The organism is Bacteroides faecium, from assembly GCF_012113595.1.
GTDB lineage: Bacteria > Bacteroidota > Bacteroidia > Bacteroidales > Bacteroidaceae > Bacteroides > Bacteroides faecium.
The window spans coordinates 6,040,431-6,060,263 of the sequence record NZ_CP050831.1; the positions used below are offsets into that span (position 1 = coordinate 6,040,431).

The following is a 19,833-nucleotide window of genomic DNA, read 5'->3' on the forward strand; positions in this document are numbered from 1 at the left end:
CAATCCTTGCAAGCATGCTTATATCAGCAACCCTGCATGCAGCGCACACCAATGCCGAACGCATCTCCTTATTACAGTCGTTGTTCGACTACAACGTACCTTTCAGCACTGAAGTTACGATAGACAGCATTATCGAATGGGAAAAGATACTGGAACCCGAACTGGAACAACAGCAGCAATACCCATTCCTATTCCGGCTAAAACAACTGACCGTACAGGCATTAGCAACCAAAGGCAACATCAGCCTTGCCATAGACAAGGCCGACCTGATGTACCAAAAAGCCAAAGCCATGCATTACCCGTTGGGAACAGCACTCTCCCTACAGGCTATCGGAAATACATACCAAAGCTCGTCATCGATACCTATCGCAGCCATCGAATCCTACAAAGAGGCACTTGAGATTGCCCAAAATATCCCTAACGCAGACTCATATACAAAAGCAATCCTGTCCCAGCTCATTCTCACCAAGCTCAAATATCGCCAAATGACAGATATAGAAAACTATATCCGGGAATTCGAGTCCCTGTCAGACAAAGACAGGAACCAACAGGATGCCTTTCATATCGCCTACTTCAAGGCATTCTACAATATCCAGATGCGCCATCTTCCCGAAGCATTGAGCTATCTGCAACAAGCCGAGTCAGTCAATCAGCACCCCACACATTCTTATTATCTCTTAATGACCAAATACCTGTATTCCAGCTACTATACCGAATCCGAAGAATACCTTCAGGCATTAAAGATATTCGATGAAATACTTTCAAATATGAGAGCGGCAGATTCATATAACTCCCTGCTTATCAAACAAGAACGTACCAAAACACTCGCATTGATGGGCAAAAACGAGGAAGCATGCGAAGCTTATGATTTCCTGAACTCATTCAAGGACTCTCTGGAAGCCACGAATTACATCCGTCAAATCAACGAACTGCATACTCATTACCAAATTGATAAAAAAGAATTAGACAACTTAAACAGGCAGAAAACAATCCTTTATTGGAGTTGGTTTACAATCCTGTCCATAGTCACGCTAATCATATTTTTAATCTTCCTGATAAAGCACAGTAACAAGAAACTGCGGCTATCACGGCAAGAGCTGGAAAAAGCCAAGAAGCAAGAAGAGAACTCTATCCGGACAAAGAGCCTTTTCCTGTCTAACATGAGCCATGAAATCCGCACACCGCTCAATGCTCTGTCCGGCTTCTCGTCTATCCTGACGGAAGAATCCATCGACAACGAAACCCGGCAGCAATGCAGCGATATCATTCAGCAAAACTCCGAACTGCTGCTTAAGTTAATCAACGATGTAATCGACCTGTCCAGCCTCGAAATAGGCAAAATGACATTCAAGTACGAGCAATGCGACGCAGTAGCCATATGCAGGAACGTCATCGACATGGTCGAAAAGATAAAGCAGACAAATGCGGATGTCCACTTCTCCACTTCACTCCAAAGCTTGGAACTGACGACAGACAATGCCCGGTTGCAACAATTATTAATCAACCTGCTTATTAACGCCACCAAATTCACCCCGCAAGGCTCCATTATCATGGAACTTGAAAAGCAGACAGAAGATATGGCACTGTTTTCCGTGACCGATACAGGCTGCGGAATCACCAAAGAAAACCAGGACAAAATCTTCAACCGTTTTGAAAAGTTGAACGAAAACGCACAAGGCACGGGACTCGGACTGTCTATCTGCCAGCTCATCATCGAGCAACTGGGCGGACGGATATGGATTGACCCGGATTACGATCAAGGAGCACGCTTCCTGTTCACCCATCCCATCCATCGCCCCCAACAACAAGGAAAGGAGAAAGCGGAATGAAACAGACCATACTCCTGATAGCCTTATTATGTTGCACCCTGACCGGAAAGGCGGGTACCGAAGCAATATCAGAATCCGACAGCCTGCTGAAAGTACTTCAAACCCTGCCTCGCGACACCATGCGCCTGAATGTCCTGAACCGGATCATCAGGATAGAGCAGAACAACTATCAATGTATCCAATACTCAGATACGTTGATGAAAGAGGCCCTACAACTGAAAAATGACAAATATGCCGGTATGGCGGCATATTACCACGTCCTCTATTATTATAATCACAGCAATCAGGACAGCGTAAGCAAATGGCTCACCATCATGGAACCTCATGTCCGGAAATCGGAGATATGGGACTTTTTCTTTGATGCCAGACGCTTTCAGATAGACCTGTACACCTACAACGAACAGTACGAACTCGCTATCAGTGAAGCAAAAAGAATGAAACTGCAAGCCGACAAGCAGAACTGCACCCGTGGAGTCATAGCCGCTTACCAATGCCTGAGCAACGCTTATATCGGCAGCCAGCGTTGGGACAAAGGAATCGAATCTCTGGAAGACGCTTATCAGATGCTTACCGCCAAGGAGAATCCGGTGGTTCGTATCTCCGTACTCTCGCAGTTGGTATCCGTCACCAAAGAAAAGAAAGACAACAAAAAACTGCTCAAATACCTGCAGGAACTGGAAAGTGCGTTGAATAAGCACATCAGCAGGAATCCGTCTTTGAAAGAAGGGTTTGCCGATGTATATCTTTTCAACGAACTGTTCTACGGCTATTATTATCTGAATATTCATCAACCCCAACGGGCTTATCTACATCTGCTGAAAGCCGAAAAATACTTGAACGAAGATACCTATTTCATGTACAAAGTGCTCTATTTCGACACCTATGCAAAATATTATCAGGAAATAGGAGAATATACACAAGCATCAGATTACATCGACACGACATTGACGATGCTGAAAGCTGATTTTCCCAGCGACTATGCCGAACAACTGCTCGAAAAAGCCAGAATATGGAAACAGGCGGGACAGAGCGAAAAAGCCATCCCTTTGTATGAGCAGGCACTAACCATCAAAGACTCGGCTTCAACCGCACTCTCCAACACCCAAATGGAACTGATAAAAAGCAAATATAATATCGAAAAGACAGCACTGGAACAAGAAAGGCAAAACAACAAGACCCAGCTTATCTACCTGACTTTTATTTTCATTATTCTGATTCTGCTGTTTATCTTTATGTCACGGCTCTTCATGGTACGAAAAGCATTGAAACACGCTGAAAACGAAATCCGGAAAGCTACAGAAACCGTGCGGAAAACCAATGAAATAAAGAACCGCTTCCTGTCAAACATGAGCTATAATATCCGCACTCCGCTCAACAATGTGGTAGGCTTCTCGCAACTTATCGCCTGCGAACCCAACATCGACAAGGAAACGAGACAGGAATACTCCAATATCATCCACAAAAGTTCGGAAAAACTCATGAGACTCGTCAACGATGTCCTCGACCTGTCCCGTCTTGAAGCTCAGATGATGAAATTCCAGATACAGGACAATGACATCATCGAATTATGCAAAGAAGCATGCTATATGGCGGATGCAAGGAACGAAAAGGCAGGTATCAAGGTGCTGTTCACCGCCGAGACGAGTTCTCAAATTATCCGTACCGACACAGCGCGGCTGATACAGGCACTACTTAGCACACTGGTTTATCCGGACGAACAAGGGAGCCAACAGGAACGGACTATCCGGTTCATAGCAAGCCGGAATGGAGATATGCTTCGTTTACGGATCATCAATTCCCCTTTGGCAGAACACACTTTTGCCTCACAGGAAACCATCATCCGGCATGACATCAACCGGTTACTGCTGAAGCACTTCGGCGGCAACTATCTCATCAATGATAAAACTCCCGAAGGACCGGAAATAGTTTTCATCTACCCTATTACGCCCGAATCGAAATAAAGCGTTATCTTTGCAAAATGTAAACTTAATCCCTTAATTATGTACACCAACAAACAGATTTGGAGTGTCAGTTACCCGATACTACTGAGCTTGCTGGCACAAAATGTTATCAACGTCACCGACACGGCATTCCTCGGCCACGTGAGTGAGGTAGCCCTCGGAGCTTCTGCCATGGGCGGGTTATTCTATATATGTGTATTCACCATAGCATTCGGATTCAGCACCGGTTCGCAGATAGTCATCGCAAGACGCAATGGCGAGGGACGCTATACGGACGTAGGCCCGGTCATGATTCAGGGTGTCATGTTCCTGTTTGCCATGGCACTGATACTGTTCGGCTTCACCAAAGCCTTCGGTGGAAACATCATGCGATTGCTCGTATCTTCAGAGTCCATCTATGAAGGAACAATGGAGTTTCTCGACTGGCGTATTTACGGATTTTTCTTCTCTTTCGTCAATGTCATGTTCCGGGCATTGTATATCGGTATCACACGTACCAAAGTGCTTACCATCAACGCAGTAGTCATGGCATTGACTAATGTCGTATTGGACTACGCATTAATCTTCGGGAAATTCGGTCTGCCGGAAATGGGTATCAAGGGAGCCGCCATCGCATCCGTATTGGCAGAAGCCACTTCAATTCTCTTCTTCCTGATTTACACGTACATTACAGTCGATCTGAAGAAATACGGACTGCACCGTCTGCGCTCTTTCGATCCATCCTTGTTAATGCGGATTCTCAGCATTTCCTGTTTCACGATGCTGCAATATTTCCTGTCGATGGCTACCTGGTTCGTATTCTTTGTAGCCGTAGAGAGACTGGGACAGCGGGAATTGGCCATCGCCAATATCGTCCGAAGCATCTACGTCGTACTGTTAATTCCGGTCAACGCATTGGCAACCACCACCAACAGTCTTGTGAGTAACGCCATCGGCGCAGGGGGAATCCGGTTCGTGATGCCGCTTATCAATAAAATCGCACGGTTCTCGTTCTTCATTATGCTGGGGCTGGTTGCGTTGTCGGCACTGTTTCCCCAGTTCCTGCTTTCAATCTATACCAGCGAAGCCGCACTTATCACAGAGTCCGTGCCGTCAGTGTACGTGATTTGCATCGCCATGCTCATCGCGTCGGTAGCCAATGTCGTATTCAACGGCATCTCCGGCACAGGCAACACGCAAGCAGCTTTATTGCTCGAAACAATTACAATCGTCATCTACGGCTCATACATCATATTCATCGGAATGTGGCTGAAAGCACCGATTGAAATCTGTTTTACGATTGAGATAGTGTACTATACCTTGCTATTGATAACAAGTTATATTTACCTCAAAAAAGCAAAATGGCAGAATAAAAAGATATAAATCCGAGAGATTTTTGTACATTTGCAGGCTCAAATAATTAATTAGTAATTAAACAACTATGTTCGATAATTTAAGTGAAAGACTGGAACGGTCATTCAAGATTCTGAAAGGTGAAGGCAAAATCACCGAAATCAACGTAGCGGAGACGCTGAAAGACGTACGCAAGGCACTTCTTGATGCCGACGTAAACTACAAGGTAGCAAAGAATTTCACTGATACGGTGAAAGAGAAAGCACTTGGCCAGAACGTACTTACGGCTGTGAAGCCGAGCCAGTTGATGGTGAAGATTGTGCACGACGAACTTACCCAGTTGATGGGTGGAGAGACGGCCGAAATCAATATCGACTCCCGTCCGGCAGTAATCCTGATGTCAGGTTTGCAGGGTTCGGGTAAGACTACCTTCTCCGGCAAGCTGGCACGCATGCTGAAAACCAAGAAGAACCGTAAGCCGTTGCTGGTAGCTTGTGACGTTTACCGTCCGGCAGCTATCGAACAGTTGCGTGTACTGGCAGAACAAATCGAAGTTCCGATGTACTGCGAACTGGATAGCAAGAATCCGGTAGAAATCGCGCAACACGCCATCCAGGAAGCCAAAGCCAAAGGATATGACCTCGTCATCGTCGATACCGCCGGACGTCTGGCAGTAGACGAACAGATGATGAACGAAATCGCCGCTATCAAAGAAGCCATCAACCCGAACGAAATCCTGTTCGTGGTAGACTCCATGACTGGTCAGGATGCTGTAAACACAGCCAAGGAATTTAACGAACGCCTGGACTTCAACGGTGTGGTACTGACCAAGCTCGACGGTGATACCCGTGGTGGTGCGGCTCTTTCTATCCGTTCGGTAGTTAACAAGCCAATCAAGTTCGTAGGTACGGGAGAAAAGCTGGAAGCAATCGACCAGTTCCACCCTGCCCGTATGGCAGACCGTATCCTAGGTATGGGTGACATCGTTTCATTGGTAGAACGTGCACAGGAGCAATATGACGAAGAAGAAGCCAAACGCTTGCAGAAGAAGATTGCCAAGAACCAGTTCGACTTCAACGACTTCCTCAGCCAGATTGCCCAAATCAAGAAGATGGGTAACCTGAAAGACCTTGCTTCCATGATTCCGGGAGTAGGCAAAGCAATCAAAGACATTGATATTGACGACAATGCGTTCAAAAGCATCGAAGCCATCATTTACTCCATGACTCCGGCAGAACGTTCCAACCCGGAACTGCTGAACGGCTCACGCCGTACACGTATTGCCAAAGGTAGCGGAACAACGATTCAGGAAGTAAACCGCTTGCTGAAACAATTCGACCAGACCCGCAAAATGATGAAGATGGTAACCAGCAGCAAAATGGGCAAGATGATGCCGAAAATGAAGAGATAAAAGAAAGAATCATTTCTAAATTCCGAATAGAAAGAGGGAGCCACGGCTTCCTCTTTTTTTGTAAGAGGGTATTGCTTTTCTCTTATTATTTTTGTATCTTTATGGATTTCCAAACTATTCCTTAGTAGTTGTCCCATTGCATAGTGACAATTGTCACCTTGCATTATGACATTTGTCACGTTATAAAGTGACCATTGTCACCTTACAACATGACCACTACCCGACTGCATAAAAAGTTATAATCCGCTGCACTCAAAATCCTTATTCATTACAGTGAAAATCTTTAATCACTGCAATGAATATTTTAATCATTACGATGAATCGTTCACGCATTACGCAAATCCGATAGAAAAAACCAGGCTAAAAAGACCGCATATATTCTATCAAATCCATAATAATGCTGCCATTCGATTGTAACGATTACAATTTTATAAAGATTTTAGATGTTTATTCGTTTTTATTTTATTACTTTGCAAAAGATTACAAACAGAAACACGAGTATGCGTTATATCTATACGACAGGATATATATTATCGGCAGTTGCCATGCAACTATTCACAGGAAACTTCCCGGTTTCCTTCCTTGCCTTTCCGCTCAACATTATCTTTGCGGCAATATGGCTTTTCATACTATACATATTATATAAGGAATACAAAAATTCAGGTTTTACCCGCTTTCTTTGCTCCCCTCAGACCAGCGCGCTATCCATCGGATTATTTATCGGCGGCTGCTTAGTGATAGGACTTCTCCCCCAACTATCGGATACAGCGGCAGAGGCGCGTGAAGGTATTCTTGCCCTGCTGGGATGCTATAACTTTATGACTAGCTGGATATTTATCGCCATCCTTCTTTTATTGCTAAGTAATCTGGGAATGATTACCATCCACGCTTTTCAACACCGCAAACAAGCACGGTGGCGCTTCATCTTAAACCATACAGGTTTATGGCTCGCCTTATTCGCGGGATTCTTCGGCAGCAGTGATACCCAGACACTACGCATACCTATATATAAAGGTGAACCGGCACGTGAAGCATTCGACATGAACGGCGCGCCGCATTATTTGGACTATGAAATAGCACTCGACTCTTTTGCCGTAGAATATTACCCGAACGGACGTCCTTCCCGCTTTGCAGCAAATGTACGTTTGGGAAATGAAAAAGCACTGCTCGAAGTGAATCATCCGTATGCCTACCGATTGGGAGAAGATGTATATCTCACTGGTTATGACGTAACGAAAGGCAACGACAGTGAATATTGCATCTTGCAAGTAGTAAAGCAACCCTGGAAATATGCAATAGTGGCAGGCATCCTGATGATGCTGGCCGGAGCGATTCTATTATTCATCAACGGAGCGAAAAAGTATGATAAACTGGGATAATTTCTATGTATTTGCAGCCATATCCGTCTGCTTATGGCTGACGGGAGCCGTATTCTCCCTTCGTTCGTCAACGAAGAGCAAGGCGGCAACAGCCTTTACGTCAGCCGGCATTATCGTTTTGGGCATCTTCATTGCCGGATTGTGGGTCTTCCTTCAACGCCCGCCTTTGCGCACCATGGGAGAAACCCGGCTATGGTACTCTTTCTTCATGGGAGTGGCAGGGCTGCTTACCTATATAAGATGGAAATACCGTTGGATTCTGTCTTTCTCGACACTGCTCTCCACCGTCTTTATCATCATCAACCTGATGAAACCCGAGATACATGACCAGTCACTGATGCCGGCACTGCAAAGCATATGGTTCATCCCTCATGTCACGGTATATATGTTTTCCTATTCCGTTCTGGGATGCGCGTTCATCATTGCAGTGACCGGATTATTCCGCCACAAGGAAGAATATCTGCACACGGCCGACAATCTTGTCTACGCCGGAGTAGCCTTCCTCTCCATCGGCATGCTGCTCGGCTCCCTTTGGGCAAAAGAAGCCTGGGGAAACTACTGGAGCTGGGACCCGAAAGAAACCTGGGCAGCTATCACCTGGATGGGATACTTGCTCTATATACATCTCCGCCTTTTCAGAAAAGCCGGGCGGAAAAGCCTGTACGCACTGCTCATCGTCTCCTTCCTCGCCCTGCAAATGTGCTGGTATGGAGTGAATTACTTGCCGGCCGCCCAACAAAGCGTGCACTTATATAATCGTAATAACAACTAATTAAAATCAAATGTGAAATGAAAAAAAGTACAAAACTAATCGTAGCACTGCTGGTGGTAGTGGCAGCACTGGCAGTCACCTACCGGCTCATGCACCGGGTGCCTTCCAGCGACATGGAAGCCAATGCACAGATGCAGCAAATCATTACGGACGCAGGATGCCTGAGATGCCATACATCGACGCCCGATTTACCGTTCTACGCAAGCATGCCCGTTGCCGGAAAAATCGTGATGGAAGATGTCAGCAACGCTTACCGTGCTTTCGACATGACTCAGATGGAGAAAGATTTGAAAGAAGGCCGTCCTCTCAATCCGGTAGACCTGGCAAAAGTAGAGAAAGTAATCCTTGACGGAAAAATGCCGCAGGCAAAGTACTATCTCGTACACTGGGGGGCTTCTTTCAATGATGCCAAAAAAGAAGTGGCACTCAGTTGGGTAAAGAACCACCGCATGGGGCTATACACGGACGTAGCGGTTGCCCCCGACTTTATCAACGAACCGGTTCGCCCTATCGCCGACTCTATCGCAGTGGACGTACGCAAGGTGGTGCTTGGAGATTTGTTATACCACGACACCCGCCTGTCGGCTGACAATACCGTATCCTGTGCCAGTTGCCACGGATTGGATACCGGTGGCGTAGACAACAAGCAATATTCTGAAGGCGTAGGCGGACAGTTTGGTGGTGTGAATGCCCCGACAGTCTACAATGCAGCCTACAATTTCGTCCAGTTCTGGGACGGACGTGCCGGAACACTTGCCGAACAAGCTGCCGGCCCCCCGTTGAATCCGGTAGAAATGGCTTGCGAATCTTTCAATCAGATTATCGACAAACTGGCAGAAGACAAAAACTTTGTTCTGGCATTCAATGAAGTATATCCCGACGGGCTCAGCGAAAAGAATATCACAAACGCAATTGAGGAGTTTGAAAAGACACTGCTGACTCCCAACTCACGTTTCGACCGTTATCTGAAAGGTCAGAAAGATGCTATCAGCACAGATGAGCTTGCCGGATACGAGCTTTTCAAGAAATACGATTGCGCCACTTGCCACGTAGGAGAAATCCTGGGCGGACAGTCTTACGAGCTAATCGGTGTGAAAGGGGATTATTTTGCCGAACGACAAGCGGAAATGACCGAAGAAGACAACGGACGGTTCAAACAGACGCAGGCAGAACGCGACCGTCACCGTTTCAAAGTCCCCGGCTTGAGAAATATCGAACTCACTGCTCCTTACTTCCACGACGGCAGCATGGCTACCATGGACGATGCCGTCCGCGCTATGGCCAAGTATCAGTTAGGCATTGACTTGCCGCAACCGGAAGTAGACAAAATCGTCGGTTTTCTTCGCACACTGACAGGAGAGTACAAAGGCAAGTTACTGACCAATAAGAATATGATTTAAACGATAAGAGAAATATTCTCTCCGTACCAAAAGAAGATGCCAGGTGAGGCATCTTCTTTTTTTATACTCCAATCTTTTTGGACAGTTCAGTTATTTATTTTACTTTTGCCCATCACCAATAAATACTCTGAAAATATGACTCTGATAGACGGAAAAGCCATTTCCGAACAAGTGAAACAAGAGATTGCAGCCGAAGTGGCCGAAATTGTGGCTCATGGCGGAAAACGCCCGCACCTGGCAGCTATCCTTGTAGGACACGACGGTGGCAGCGAAACGTATGTGGCCGCCAAAGTAAAAGCCTGCGAAGTATGCGGATTCAAATCCTCACTTATCCGTTACGAAAGTGACGTGACCGAGGAAGAACTGCTAGCCAAAGTGCGCGAACTGAATGAGGACGACGATGTGGACGGCTTCATCGTGCAACTCCCGTTACCGAAACATATCTCCGAGCAGAAAGTAATTGAGACAATCGATTACCGTAAAGACGTAGACGGCTTCCACCCGATAAACGTAGGGCGTATGTCTATCGGGCTTCCCTGCTATGTGTCCGCTACTCCCAACGGTATCCTCGAACTGCTGAAACGCTACGAAATAGAGACTTCGGGTAAGAAATGCGTCGTGCTCGGACGCAGCAACATCGTCGGCAAACCGATGGCTGCACTGATGATGCAAAAGGCTTATCCGGGTGACGCTACCGTAACCGTATGCCACAGCCGCAGCAAAGACCTGGTGAAAGAATGCCAGGAAGCTGATATTATTATCGCCGCTTTGGGACAGCCCAACTTCGTGAAAGCCGAAATGGTAAAAGAAGGCGCAGTAGTTATCGACGTAGGTACTACCCGCGTACCGGACGCTACGAAGAAATCCGGATTCAAACTGACCGGCGACGTGAAGTTTGATGAAGTGGCTCCGAAGTGTTCATTCATCACTCCCGTACCGGGCGGCGTCGGGCCGATGACGATTGTATCGTTAATGAAAAACACACTCCTAGCCGGTAAGAAAGCCATTTATCAATGAGGCACACACTGTTTCTGATAATCATGCTTCTCTCCCTGTCCTGCACCTCACGGTCGCAGGCAAGGAGAGATTCTATTAATACTACCTCAGCGGACAGCCTTTCCGCCATTGACAGTATTATACCTGCCGATACGCTCCGGCTCCTTTTCGTAGGAGACTTGATGCAACATCAAGGACAAATCAATGCCGCACGGACTGCAAAAGGCTATGATTATTCCACTTGTTTCGAATATGTCAAGGAAGAGATAAGTAGAGCCGACCTTGCCATCGCCAACCTGGAAGTCACGTTAGGCGGAAAACCTTATAAAGGGTATCCGGCTTTCAGTGCACCGGACGAGTTTCTGACTGCCATCCATGATGCCGGATTCAATGTCCTCGTGACTGCCAATAACCACAGTCTCGACCGCGGCAGGCCCGGATTGGAACGTACCATCCAACTAATCGACACATTGAAGATTCCTCATGCCGGAACGTATATCAACTCCAAAGCACGCGAAAAAGAATACCCTCTCCTATTAGAGAAAAACGGATTCCGTATCGCCCTGCTCAATTACACGTATGGCACAAACGGAATCCCCGTCACCCCGCCCAACATCGTGAACTATATCGACACGGCGATTATCGCAAAAGATATAGAAGCCGGCAAAGCCCTGAATCCGGACGCAATCATCGCCTGCATGCATTGGGGGATAGAATATCAATCCCTGCCGGACAAAGAGCAGAAGTTCCTCGCCGATTGGCTGCTCCGAAAAGGTGTCGACCACGTAATCGGTTCGCATCCGCACGTCGTACAACCCATCGAAGTCCGTACGGACAGCCTGACAAACGACAAGCATCTTGTTGTCTATTCACTAGGGAATTTTATCTCCAATATGTCTGCCCGTCGCACGGATGGCGGACTTATGGTAAGGATGGAATTAGTAAAAGATAGTACCACACGTCTCAATAATTGTGAATACAGTTTGGTATGGACTGCCCGCCCGATGCAATCTGGGAAAAAAAATCATCAATTACTCCCCGTCAACCTGCCGGCTGATTCAATTCCTTTACAAGCACGTAACTCTCTGAAAATCTTCACGAATGATGCGCGAACCCTTTTCAGCAAGCACAATCGGGGAATAAAAGAATATACTTTTTACGAAAAAAAGTAGTAGAATCTTTTGGAGATTAAAAGATAATATCTATCTTTGCACCGCGTTAGAGAAACGCAGACATGGTGGATGTAGTTCAGTTGGTTAGAGCGTCAGATTGTGGTTCTGAATGTCGCCGGTTCGAGTCCGGTCTTCCACCCAAAGAGAAGTCCTTGTAAGTTAGATGCTTATAAGGACTTTTTCTTTGTTGGCAGAGTATATTTGTACCGATATTCGCACTAAAATTTATACCATATATGGAAAATAACAAGAAACTAACCCGCTCTTCCAACCGCATGATTGCGGGGGTATGTGCCGGAATTGCAGAGTATTTCGGCTGGGATCCGACTTTATTGAGAATAGTATATGTATTGGCTACATTCTTTACTGCTTTCGCCGGAGTAATCATATACATCATCTTATGGATTGTAATGCCGGCAAAAATGCCGTCAGACGGATACGAAGACCGCATGAATGACAGACTCCATTAAAAACAAAAGCCTTGCCCGATTCTTTGTCAAATGACAACCAATCGGGCAAGGCTCATTTTATATGGTTTCTTCACAAAAGACTAATATAATTCAAGTCCGAATTCCTCTTTCAGTTGCATCAAAGCCTGGTTCTTCTGTGCCATCATCTGGAATTTCTCTACACGTCCCACCGGACGTATCGTTTCTGCCGCTTCACTGACCCGCACTTTCATCGCTACCTGGCTATTTCTCAACCGGCCACGAAGGTATTCCTGCAATTCAGGAATCAAGGCGGTAAAGTCTTTCGCCGCCATTTCATTATCCACTACAACTTCAAAAGTCGTCGAGTTTTTGAATAATGCCGGACGAAGCATCTGCATACGCTTCATTAGCGCATCCTGCTCTTTCGGCAATTGTGCTGCATATTCCTGCCAATAATAGTTCAGGTCACGGTCGTTGAATATCAAATCCTCTTCCGGTTGCATCTGCACCTTAGGAGCGGCAGTTGCAGCCGTATTCTGAGTCTCCTGCCCACGCTGCGGATTCTTGATAGACACACCCAGACTGGACATCTTCATCACCGGAACTTTCCGCTGTTCTTCCCTCACCGTTTGGGGAGCTCCTGCTCCTTGTGACGGAGCGGAAGAAGTCGCATTCGGGTAAGGAGACACATGTTGTGACACCGCAGGCGTTGCCTGTTGTTGCCGGGCAGCATTAGCATTTCCGACAGCTTGCGTTGAAGTAGTTGACGACGGAGACGAATGAACAGGATTCTGCTGAGCTGAGGTTGCAGAAGCGACCTGCGGCTGCTGAGCTGCGGCAGGCTGAGTGAATACGGGTTTTATAGTCTTCTTAGGGCTACGCCCACCACTACCGTCATCCCCCTCGGTGGTAAGCTGTGCAACCTGTATCAAGGTCAGTTCTACCAGCAAACGCTTGTTCTTGCTGATGCGGTAATTCAAATCACATTCATTACAGAGCTTCATCGCCCGATACAGGAAAGGCAACGGACATTTCTGCGCCTGCTCCTGATAACGTTGGCGTATGCTCGCCCCTACTTCCAGCAAAGGCAAGGTCACCGCATCTTTGGCCACCAGCAAGTCACGGAAATGAGAGGACAAGCCAGTTATAAAGTGGCTTCCGTCAAAGCCTTTATTCAATATATCATTGAAAAGCAGCAACGCATCGCTTACCTTATTCTCAAGGAAGCAATCCGTCAGACGGAAATAATATTCATAATCAAGTACATTCAGATTATCAATCACGCTCTTATACGTGATGTTTCCACCCGTGAAACTCACTACCTGGTCGAAGATAGACAGAGCATCACGCATACCACCGTCCGCTTTCAGCGCTATCACATTCAATGCTTCCGGCTCTGCGGTGATGGCTTCTTTCGAAGCGACGTATGACAAATGATTCACCGTATCTTCCACACTAATCCGGTTGAAGTCGTAAATCTGGCAACGGGAAAGGATGGTGGGAAGAATCTTATGCTTCTCTGTCGTAGCCAAAATGAAGATAGCATGACGGGGCGGTTCTTCCAACGTTTTCAAGAATGCGTTGAAAGCAGATGCGGAAAGCATATGCACCTCGTCGATGATATATACTTTATACTTGCCGATCTGTGGCGGAATGCGTACCTGTTCCACCAACTGGCGGATGTCGTCTACCGAGTTATTGGATGCGGCATCAAGTTCGTGGATATTGTACGAACGCTGTTCGTTGAACGCCACGCAAGATTCGCATTGGTTGCAAGCCTCGCCATCGGCGGTGGGCGTCATACAGTTTATGGTCTTGGCAAAGATACGCGCGCAAGTAGTCTTTCCTACCCCACGCGGCCCGCAGAACAAATAAGCATGAGCGAGTTTTTGAGTGGCAATCGCATTTTTCAGCGTAGTGGTCAGCGCCCGCTGACCTACCACTGACTCGAACGTGGATGGACGGTACTTACGGGCTGATACAATATAGTTTTCCATATCCGGGATTCTCTCTGTTTTTTGCTTTTGCTGCAAATGTACACAAAAAAGTGATAAGTAATAAGGGATAGAGAGAGAAGTTTTGAAGCCGAAGCGATAAGTTTTTAAGTTATTAGTTTTATCTTTGCGGATATTAATGCGAATATTAATAAGGAGAAGTTATGGGTAAACTAATCAGTATTTGGAATTTCATATGCAGACGTAAGTATCTTATTACGGTCGTTGCATTTGCTGTCATCATAGGTTTTCTGGACGAGAACAGTTTGGTTCGCCGTTTCGGATATGAGCGTGAAATCAGTCAACTGAAAGAAGAAATAGAAAAGTACCGGGCGGATTATGAGGAGAATACGAAACGTCTCAATGAAATAAGCACCAATCCGGATGCCATTGAGCAGATTGCCCGTGAGAAGTATCTGATGAAGAAACCCAACGAAGATATTTACGTTTTTGAAGAATAAAGAATGAAACAATTAGTACCCGCCCTTTTCGTCGTCGGAGCTGTCATGGCTCTTGCCGGAGCTGCCGTATTTATCACCGGATGGATGTATGCTCCCTATATCTACACCATCGGAGCCGGATTCATCGCATTGGCACAGGTGAACACACCCGTCAAAGGGAAAAGCAAAACACTGAAACGCCTGCGCATCCAGCAGATATTCGGAGCATTGGCTCTCATACTGACCGGAGCTTTCATGTTCACCACACGTGGAAATGAGTGGATTGCCTGTCTAACTATCGCCGCTATACTCGAACTTTACACTGCTTTCCGTATCCCGCAGGAAGAAGAAAAGGAAAGGGCATAAAAAAGCCTGCTCATAGCTTCACAGTCTTGAACAGGCACCAACACAAACAAAATTTTTCCTTTTATATTCCACTCCTTTATACAAAGAGCGGAATACTGAATATTAACAATATATTTTGTTTATTATTTCTTTACCGGAGAATATCTTGCATTCAACCCGTCTACAATTTCTTTTGTAATGTTGAATGTGCTGTCAGCATAAAGCAGGTTGTCGAAACCTGTGTTGCTAAAGATTAAGCTGTATCCGTGAGTCTTGTTATACTCTTTCAGGAAAGCATTGATAGAATCGCGGAACTGCAAGCTATTCTTGTTATTTTCTTCCATCAGACCATTCTGAAGTTTGTTGCTCAATTCCTGAAGGTCTTGTTCCAACTTCACCAAACGGTTGTATTCCTGTTGAGCTCTGTCTTGTGACAAGAATGCATTATTCTCAACTTTCTTCTGGAAGTCTTGTTTTTCTTTATTCAAAGAGGTCATCTTTTGGTTCAATGTCATACGTACATTTTCGCTCTTCTTTACCATCGCCTCATTCAAGTCAATACAGAAGTTGTATTTAGCAAGCAGCGAATCGATTTCAACATAGGCAATTTTCATTCCTGACAATTCGGCGTTAGACTGAGACGGAGCAGTAGTAGTTTGATTATCAGCTTTGCCGGCACATTGTGAAAATAAAACGATAAACGCAAGAGCAGCCAAACCATTCATGAGGTAGTTCATTCTATTCATAATCTATAAGTATTGTTTTTTAAAAATTTAATTCATACTATCGTTCAAGGCTTTTTCCAACTCATCAATAGAAAAACGTGGTTTCTTTTGTGCTTCCCTATCCTGAGACTGTGCACATCCGATACCTTTCTTACGCAACGTTTTATTCCCGCTCACGTGGCCATTCGGGAACTTCCCACCCTTCGTAAAGAATACTTTCACCCCTAATAATGCCAGGGAAATAGCAACTATTAACAAAGTTATCAGTATAGTCTCAACCATTTCTATTAATTTTGTGAGTGCAAAGATAGGCTTTAATGAGATATGAGTTCAGATAAGCCAATCAAATTAACCATATTTAGCAATAGAAGAAACCAAAACCACCCTTCTATTCCTTATTATAAAAAAGAAAACAGCATGGAAAAAAAAGACTTAAAGCCGGCTGGCGTATTCAAGTATTTCGAAGAAATCTGCCAGGTGCCGCGCCCTTCAAAGAAGGAAGAGAAAATGATTGCCTATCTGAAGGCATTCGGAGCTAAACATAATCTTGAAACCAACGTAGATGAGGTTGGCAACATATTGATTAAAAAGCCTGCTACTCCGGGTAAAGAGAATCTGCAAACTGTCATACTGCAATCGCATATCGACATGGTGTGCGAAAAGAACAACGACGTTCAGCACGACTTCCTCACCGACCCTATCGAAACTGAAATAGACGGAGAATGGCTGAAAGCCAAAGGAACGACTCTCGGAGCGGACAACGGTATCGGTGTGGCTACCGAACTGGCTATCCTTGCCGACGACACCATCGAACACGGACCGTTGGAATGTTTGTTCACCGTAGACGAAGAAACAGGACTGACGGGAGCTTTTGCCTTGAAAGAGGGTTTCATGAGTGGTGATATTCTCCTGAACCTCGATTCTGAGGACGAAGGGGAAATCTTTATCGGATGTGCCGGTGGTATTGATTCCGTGGCACAGTTTACCTATAAGGAGATAGAGGTTCCTGCCGGATATTTCTTCTTCAAGGTGGAAGTGAAAGGACTGAAAGGCGGTCATTCCGGTGGTGATATCCACTTGGGACGGGGAAATGCCAACAAGATTCTGAATCGTTATCTTACCCGTATAGCCAACAATCATGACTTGTATCTTTGCGAAATCAACGGCGGTAATCTGCGTAACGCTATTCCGCGTGAAGCGTATGCTATCTGCGCTGTGCCCGAAGACGCAAAACACGATATTCGTACTGAACTGAATATCTTTGCCAGTGAAATGGAAGATGAATTATCCATTGTTGAACCGGACTTGAAGTTGGTTCTTGAATCGGAAAATCCTCGCAAGACCGCTATCGACCAGAGCACAACCGATCGTTTACTGAAAGCATTGTATGCCGCTCCTCATGGTGTATACGCAATGAGCCAGGATATTCCGGGATTGGTGGAGACATCTACTAATCTTGCTTCTGTGAAGATGAAACCGAATAACATCATCCGCATCGAAACCAGCCAGCGCAGTTCTATTTTGTCTGCACGCAATGATATGGCGAATACTGTACGTGCCGTATTCCTGTTGGCAGGAGCGGACGTTACCTTCGGTGAAGGTTATCCGGGATGGAAACCAAACCCGCATTCGGCTATTCTCGAAGTGGCAGCCGAATCTTATAAGCGTTTATTTGGCGTAGATGCCAAAGTGAAAGCTATTCATGCCGGATTGGAATGTGGCTTGTTCCTTGACAAATATCCGGCATTGGATATGATTTCTTTCGGACCGACTCTTACCGGTGTACACTCTCCCGACGAGCGGATGCTTATTCCTACTGTAGATAAGTTCTGGAAGCACTTACTGGATATTCTGGTACATGTTCCTGCCAAGAAATAACAGACAGACAAGTCAACGAATCAATAGTTATGGTAATAGTGAAAAAAGAGTAGCTATTACCATACTCTTTTTTGTTATGGGCTTATCGGGCATCAGCTTTCTTACTCCTTCTTATATTATAGCACAAGATTCTCATTACAAGCAAGATTCTCTCTTCCAAGAAAAAGTCCCTTTTCGCGTCGTAAGCTGGAATATAGAAAACCTGTTCGACACTCATCACGACAGCCTAAAGAATGACCGCGAATTTCTTCCCGACGCAATGCGCCACTGGAATTACAGTAGATACAAAAAGAAGCTGGCTGATATTGCACGTGTCATCACGGCAGCCGGTGAATGGAATCCGCCCGCCCTCGTAGGTCTTTGTGAAGTGGAAAATGATACGGTACTGCGTGACCTCACCCGCCGCTCTCCTTTAAAAGAACTTGGTTACCGTTATGTCATGACGAGTTCTCCCGATTTAAGAGGTATTGATGTAGCTCTGCTTTATCAACGGGATTTATTCAAATTATTATCTTCCCGTTCTATCTCTATTCCTCCTTTCAACCAACATCGTCCGACAAGAGATTTATTGCACGTCAGCGGTTTATTACTGACAGGAGATACGCTGGATGTATTTGTCTGTCATCTCCCAAGTCGTTCGGGCGGAGCGAAAGAGTCCGAACCTTACCGGCTTCATGCAGCTCAAATTCTACGAACGGAAGCGGATAGTATTCTGTACAAACGGCTTCATCCACAAGTTATCATCATGGGAGATTTTAATGACTATCCGACTAATAAATCAATTCGGGAAGTACTGGAAGCGGAAGCGCCATCCCCTACCTTATCTCCATTGAAACTCTATCATCTACTCGCCCGAAAAGCCAAATCCAAAGATTTCGGTTCTTACAAATATCGAGGCGAATGGGGATTGCTCGACCACTTGATTGTATCCGGCGCTTTATTGAATCAATCCGGTGAGTTCTTCACCAGTGAGGAAAAAGCAAATGTCTGCCTTCTCCCCTTTTTACTAATTGAGGATAAGAAATACGGTGATAGAGAGCCTTTCCGCACTTATAAGGGAATGAAGTATCAAGGCGGTATCAGCGACCATTTGCCTATTTACACTGATTTCGAACTGATTTTATATTAACTGGAACTAAATCAATCCTTATAGTTATTGTTCACTGCATTTTCATCAGAAGGGGAATTACCAAAGGCAAATAGTCTTTCAAACTAATACGCAACAATTTCAAGGCTTGCTGAATCCGGGCATCTACAGTTTTAGGAGAAACACCGAGACGCTCAGCTATTTCATTATAAGTCAAGTCCTGAAAACGATTCATTTCGAATGTTTCGCGCACTTTATCAGGAAGATTAGCCAATGCTTCTTCTATTTTTTGAGTCAGTTCATCAACAATATAGAAATCCGGATCATCATATTGCGGCTGCAAGTTATTGAAAATAACCTCTTCCACCCTTTGTTTCACCTGGTTATGCCTAATAAGTGTCAGGCAACGGTTCTTAACCGCTCTGAACAAATAACTTTTCAAAGAAAATTCAAAGGTTTGCATCTCTTTATTCTCCCACAACCAGACCATGACATCCGAAACAATTTCCTGTCCGTCATTCTGCTCAACAAACATGCGGGCATACGCACAAAGTGAAGGATAATATTTGAGAAAAAGTGCTTCAAATGCATCTTCACGTCCCTGTTGAACATGAAAAAAAAGATTCTCATCAGTCGCCGTATCGAAAGTGTCACTATGCATATCAGTCTTGTTTTCAGCAA

General features: G+C 45.5%; 18 protein-coding genes and 1 tRNA gene. 15 read left to right on the forward strand and 4 right to left on the reverse strand.

The features are described from left to right. Positions 1 to 14: 14 nt before the first annotated feature. The 11 genes from BacF7301_RS22995 (at position 15) to BacF7301_RS23045 (ending at position 12,722) form a co-directional block, all read left to right on the forward strand. Positions 15 to 1,829, forward strand: a complete 1,815-nt coding sequence (locus BacF7301_RS22995) for a sensor histidine kinase (RefSeq protein WP_167966501.1) — start codon at positions 15 to 17, stop codon at positions 1,827 to 1,829. Then, complete coding sequence (locus BacF7301_RS23000; protein ID WP_167966503.1) at positions 1,826 to 3,790, forward strand: tetratricopeptide repeat-containing sensor histidine kinase; 1,965 nt, start codon at positions 1,826 to 1,828, stop codon at positions 3,788 to 3,790. The genes BacF7301_RS22995 and BacF7301_RS23000 overlap by 4 nt, the downstream gene beginning before the upstream one ends. A gap of 39 nt (positions 3,791 to 3,829) precedes the next feature. Beyond that, the gene (locus tag BacF7301_RS23005) at positions 3,830 to 5,152 is read left to right on the forward strand and encodes an MATE family efflux transporter (protein ID WP_167966505.1); all 1,323 of its coding nucleotides are present in this window, start codon (positions 3,830 to 3,832) and stop codon (positions 5,150 to 5,152) included. Between the two features lie 58 nt (positions 5,153 to 5,210). Next, a complete protein-coding gene (gene ffh / locus BacF7301_RS23010; protein WP_167966507.1) occupies positions 5,211 to 6,533 on the forward strand; it encodes a signal recognition particle protein in 1,323 nt (440 codons plus the stop codon). Positions 6,534 to 7,033: 500 nt separating this feature from the next. Then, positions 7,034 to 7,912, forward strand: a complete 879-nt coding sequence (locus tag BacF7301_RS23015) for a cytochrome c biogenesis ResB family protein (RefSeq protein WP_167966509.1) — start codon at positions 7,034 to 7,036, stop codon at positions 7,910 to 7,912. Next, the gene (locus BacF7301_RS23020) at positions 7,896 to 8,684 is read left to right on the forward strand and encodes a cytochrome c biogenesis protein (protein ID WP_167966511.1); all 789 of its coding nucleotides are present in this window, start codon (positions 7,896 to 7,898) and stop codon (positions 8,682 to 8,684) included. The genes BacF7301_RS23015 and BacF7301_RS23020 overlap by 17 nt, the downstream gene beginning before the upstream one ends. A gap of 17 nt (positions 8,685 to 8,701) precedes the next feature. Then, positions 8,702 to 10,084, forward strand: coding sequence for a cytochrome c peroxidase (locus tag BacF7301_RS23025; protein WP_167966513.1), 1,383 nt, complete (start codon positions 8,702 to 8,704; stop codon positions 10,082 to 10,084). Between the two features lie 135 nt (positions 10,085 to 10,219). Beyond that, entirely contained in the window at positions 10,220 to 11,101 is an 882-nt protein-coding gene (gene folD, locus BacF7301_RS23030) for a bifunctional methylenetetrahydrofolate dehydrogenase/methenyltetrahydrofolate cyclohydrolase FolD (RefSeq protein WP_167966515.1), read from the forward strand. Beyond that, positions 11,098 to 12,252 carry a CapA family protein gene (locus tag BacF7301_RS23035; RefSeq protein WP_167966517.1) on the forward strand — a complete coding sequence of 385 codons (1,155 nt, stop codon included), beginning with the start codon at positions 11,098 to 11,100 and terminating at the stop codon, positions 12,250 to 12,252. Before folD ends, BacF7301_RS23035 begins: the two co-directional genes overlap by 4 nt. 64 nt (positions 12,253 to 12,316) lie before the next feature. After that, positions 12,317 to 12,392 (forward strand) — tRNA-His (locus tag BacF7301_RS23040). A 96-nt stretch (positions 12,393 to 12,488) separates the two neighbouring features. After that, a complete protein-coding gene (locus tag BacF7301_RS23045) occupies positions 12,489 to 12,722 on the forward strand; it encodes a PspC domain-containing protein (protein ID WP_167966519.1) in 234 nt (77 codons plus the stop codon). Positions 12,723 to 12,802: 80 nt separating this feature from the next. Here BacF7301_RS23045 and BacF7301_RS23050 read toward each other — a convergent pair whose 3' ends face one another. Continuing rightward, positions 12,803 to 14,680 carry a DNA polymerase III subunit gamma/tau gene (locus tag BacF7301_RS23050; RefSeq protein WP_167966521.1) on the reverse strand — a complete coding sequence of 626 codons (1,878 nt, stop codon included), beginning with the start codon at positions 14,678 to 14,680 and terminating at the stop codon, positions 12,803 to 12,805. A 161-nt stretch (positions 14,681 to 14,841) separates the two neighbouring features. Between BacF7301_RS23050 and BacF7301_RS23055 the strand changes: the two genes are divergently transcribed. Together BacF7301_RS23055 and BacF7301_RS23060 are read left to right on the forward strand one after the other, a co-directional pair. Further along, positions 14,842 to 15,138 carry an FtsB family cell division protein gene (locus BacF7301_RS23055; protein WP_044653844.1) on the forward strand — a complete coding sequence of 99 codons (297 nt, stop codon included), beginning with the start codon at positions 14,842 to 14,844 and terminating at the stop codon, positions 15,136 to 15,138. 3 nt (positions 15,139 to 15,141) lie between these two features. Continuing rightward, positions 15,142 to 15,483, forward strand: a complete 342-nt coding sequence (locus tag BacF7301_RS23060; RefSeq protein ID WP_167966523.1) for a hypothetical protein — start codon at positions 15,142 to 15,144, stop codon at positions 15,481 to 15,483. A 122-nt stretch (positions 15,484 to 15,605) separates the two neighbouring features. Here BacF7301_RS23060 and BacF7301_RS23065 read toward each other — a convergent pair whose 3' ends face one another. Together BacF7301_RS23065 and BacF7301_RS23070 are read right to left on the reverse strand one after the other, a co-directional pair. Continuing rightward, positions 15,606 to 16,208, reverse strand: a complete 603-nt coding sequence (locus tag BacF7301_RS23065; RefSeq protein WP_167966525.1) for an OmpH/Skp family outer membrane protein — start codon at positions 16,206 to 16,208, stop codon at positions 15,606 to 15,608. A gap of 27 nt (positions 16,209 to 16,235) precedes the next feature. Further along, on the reverse strand, positions 16,236 to 16,469 hold the full coding sequence (locus BacF7301_RS23070) for a hypothetical protein (protein WP_167966527.1): 234 nt from the start codon (positions 16,467 to 16,469) through the stop codon (positions 16,236 to 16,238). 135 nt (positions 16,470 to 16,604) lie between these two features. Between BacF7301_RS23070 and BacF7301_RS23075 the strand changes: the two genes are divergently transcribed. Then, positions 16,605 to 18,065 carry an aminoacyl-histidine dipeptidase gene (locus BacF7301_RS23075; protein ID WP_167966529.1) on the forward strand — a complete coding sequence of 487 codons (1,461 nt, stop codon included), beginning with the start codon at positions 16,605 to 16,607 and terminating at the stop codon, positions 18,063 to 18,065. Continuing rightward, the gene (locus BacF7301_RS23080) at positions 18,046 to 19,194 is read left to right on the forward strand and encodes an endonuclease/exonuclease/phosphatase family protein (protein WP_167966531.1); all 1,149 of its coding nucleotides are present in this window, start codon (positions 18,046 to 18,048) and stop codon (positions 19,192 to 19,194) included. The genes BacF7301_RS23075 and BacF7301_RS23080 overlap by 20 nt, the downstream gene beginning before the upstream one ends. A gap of 31 nt (positions 19,195 to 19,225) precedes the next feature. Here BacF7301_RS23080 and BacF7301_RS23085 read toward each other — a convergent pair whose 3' ends face one another. Then, complete coding sequence (locus tag BacF7301_RS23085) at positions 19,226 to 19,813, reverse strand: RNA polymerase sigma-70 factor (protein WP_167966533.1); 588 nt, start codon at positions 19,811 to 19,813, stop codon at positions 19,226 to 19,228. Positions 19,814 to 19,833: the final 20 nt, after the last annotated feature.

Bases quoted from the DNA above. Each gene is read 5' to 3' on its own strand.
- BacF7301_RS22995 (WP_167966501.1), top strand. From the start codon at position 15: ATGCTTATATCAGCAACCCTGCATGCAGCGCACACCAATGCCGAACGC.
- BacF7301_RS23000 (WP_167966503.1), top strand. From the start codon at position 1,826: ATGAAACAGACCATACTCCTGATAGCCTTATTATGTTGCACCCTGACC.
- BacF7301_RS23005 (WP_167966505.1), top strand. From the start codon at position 3,830: ATGTACACCAACAAACAGATTTGGAGTGTCAGTTACCCGATACTACTG.
- ffh (WP_167966507.1), top strand. From the start codon at position 5,211: ATGTTCGATAATTTAAGTGAAAGACTGGAACGGTCATTCAAGATTCTG.
- BacF7301_RS23015 (WP_167966509.1), top strand. From the start codon at position 7,034: ATGCGTTATATCTATACGACAGGATATATATTATCGGCAGTTGCCATG.
- BacF7301_RS23020 (WP_167966511.1), top strand. From the start codon at position 7,896: ATGATAAACTGGGATAATTTCTATGTATTTGCAGCCATATCCGTCTGC.
- BacF7301_RS23025 (WP_167966513.1), top strand. From the start codon at position 8,702: ATGAAAAAAAGTACAAAACTAATCGTAGCACTGCTGGTGGTAGTGGCA.
- folD (WP_167966515.1), top strand. From the start codon at position 10,220: ATGACTCTGATAGACGGAAAAGCCATTTCCGAACAAGTGAAACAAGAG.
- BacF7301_RS23035 (WP_167966517.1), top strand. From the start codon at position 11,098: ATGAGGCACACACTGTTTCTGATAATCATGCTTCTCTCCCTGTCCTGC.
- BacF7301_RS23045 (WP_167966519.1), top strand. From the start codon at position 12,489: ATGGAAAATAACAAGAAACTAACCCGCTCTTCCAACCGCATGATTGCG.
- BacF7301_RS23050 (WP_167966521.1), bottom strand. From the start codon at position 14,680: ATGGAAAACTATATTGTATCAGCCCGTAAGTACCGTCCATCCACGTTC.
- BacF7301_RS23055 (WP_044653844.1), top strand. From the start codon at position 14,842: ATGGGTAAACTAATCAGTATTTGGAATTTCATATGCAGACGTAAGTAT.
- BacF7301_RS23060 (WP_167966523.1), top strand. From the start codon at position 15,142: ATGAAACAATTAGTACCCGCCCTTTTCGTCGTCGGAGCTGTCATGGCT.
- BacF7301_RS23065 (WP_167966525.1), bottom strand. From the start codon at position 16,208: ATGAATAGAATGAACTACCTCATGAATGGTTTGGCTGCTCTTGCGTTT.
- BacF7301_RS23070 (WP_167966527.1), bottom strand. From the start codon at position 16,469: ATGGTTGAGACTATACTGATAACTTTGTTAATAGTTGCTATTTCCCTG.
- BacF7301_RS23075 (WP_167966529.1), top strand. From the start codon at position 16,605: ATGGAAAAAAAAGACTTAAAGCCGGCTGGCGTATTCAAGTATTTCGAA.
- BacF7301_RS23080 (WP_167966531.1), top strand. From the start codon at position 18,046: ATGTTCCTGCCAAGAAATAACAGACAGACAAGTCAACGAATCAATAGT.
- BacF7301_RS23085 (WP_167966533.1), bottom strand. From the start codon at position 19,813: ATGCATAGTGACACTTTCGATACGGCGACTGATGAGAATCTTTTTTTT.